1 pseudogene is annotated in these 380 nt (G+C 57.9%); it reads right to left on the bottom strand.

From position 1 onward, the window contains the following. Positions 1-380 (bottom strand): annotated as a pseudogene (locus tag I6F37_RS45045) (hypothetical protein); the annotation flags it as partial.

Raw genomic sequence — 380 nt, 5'->3', positions numbered from 1 at the left:
GTACAACGGCTTTGCCGGCGCAGTCAATCGCCACATCCGGCGCATCCAAACCGTGATGTTTCAAGCCGTCTTGCAGCGACATTTCCGTGGACAGAACCGGCAGACCGCCCATCGCTTCGGCCATCTTTAGTCGATAGGGCACCACGTCGGAAATCACGACACGCACTTGTTCGCCCAACAGCAACTTTGCCATCGCCAGCACGCCCAAACCGATGGGTCCGGCGCCGGGAATGAGAATCGTTTGAATATCGGAATGCACCAGACGCGCCCGATTGATGGCGTGGCCGCCGGTGCCCATGATGTCGAGTAGCAGAGTCGCTTCGGTTAGGGGCAATTCGGGCGGCGTGGGAAAAAAGATGTTTTCGTGAACGAGTTCGTAG

The sequence above is a fragment of the Bradyrhizobium sp. NBAIM08 genome (assembly GCF_020193935.1).
Lineage (GTDB): Bacteria > Pseudomonadota > Alphaproteobacteria > Rhizobiales > Xanthobacteraceae > Bradyrhizobium > Bradyrhizobium yuanmingense.
This window is presented reverse-complemented; position numbering and strand designations above follow the sequence as displayed.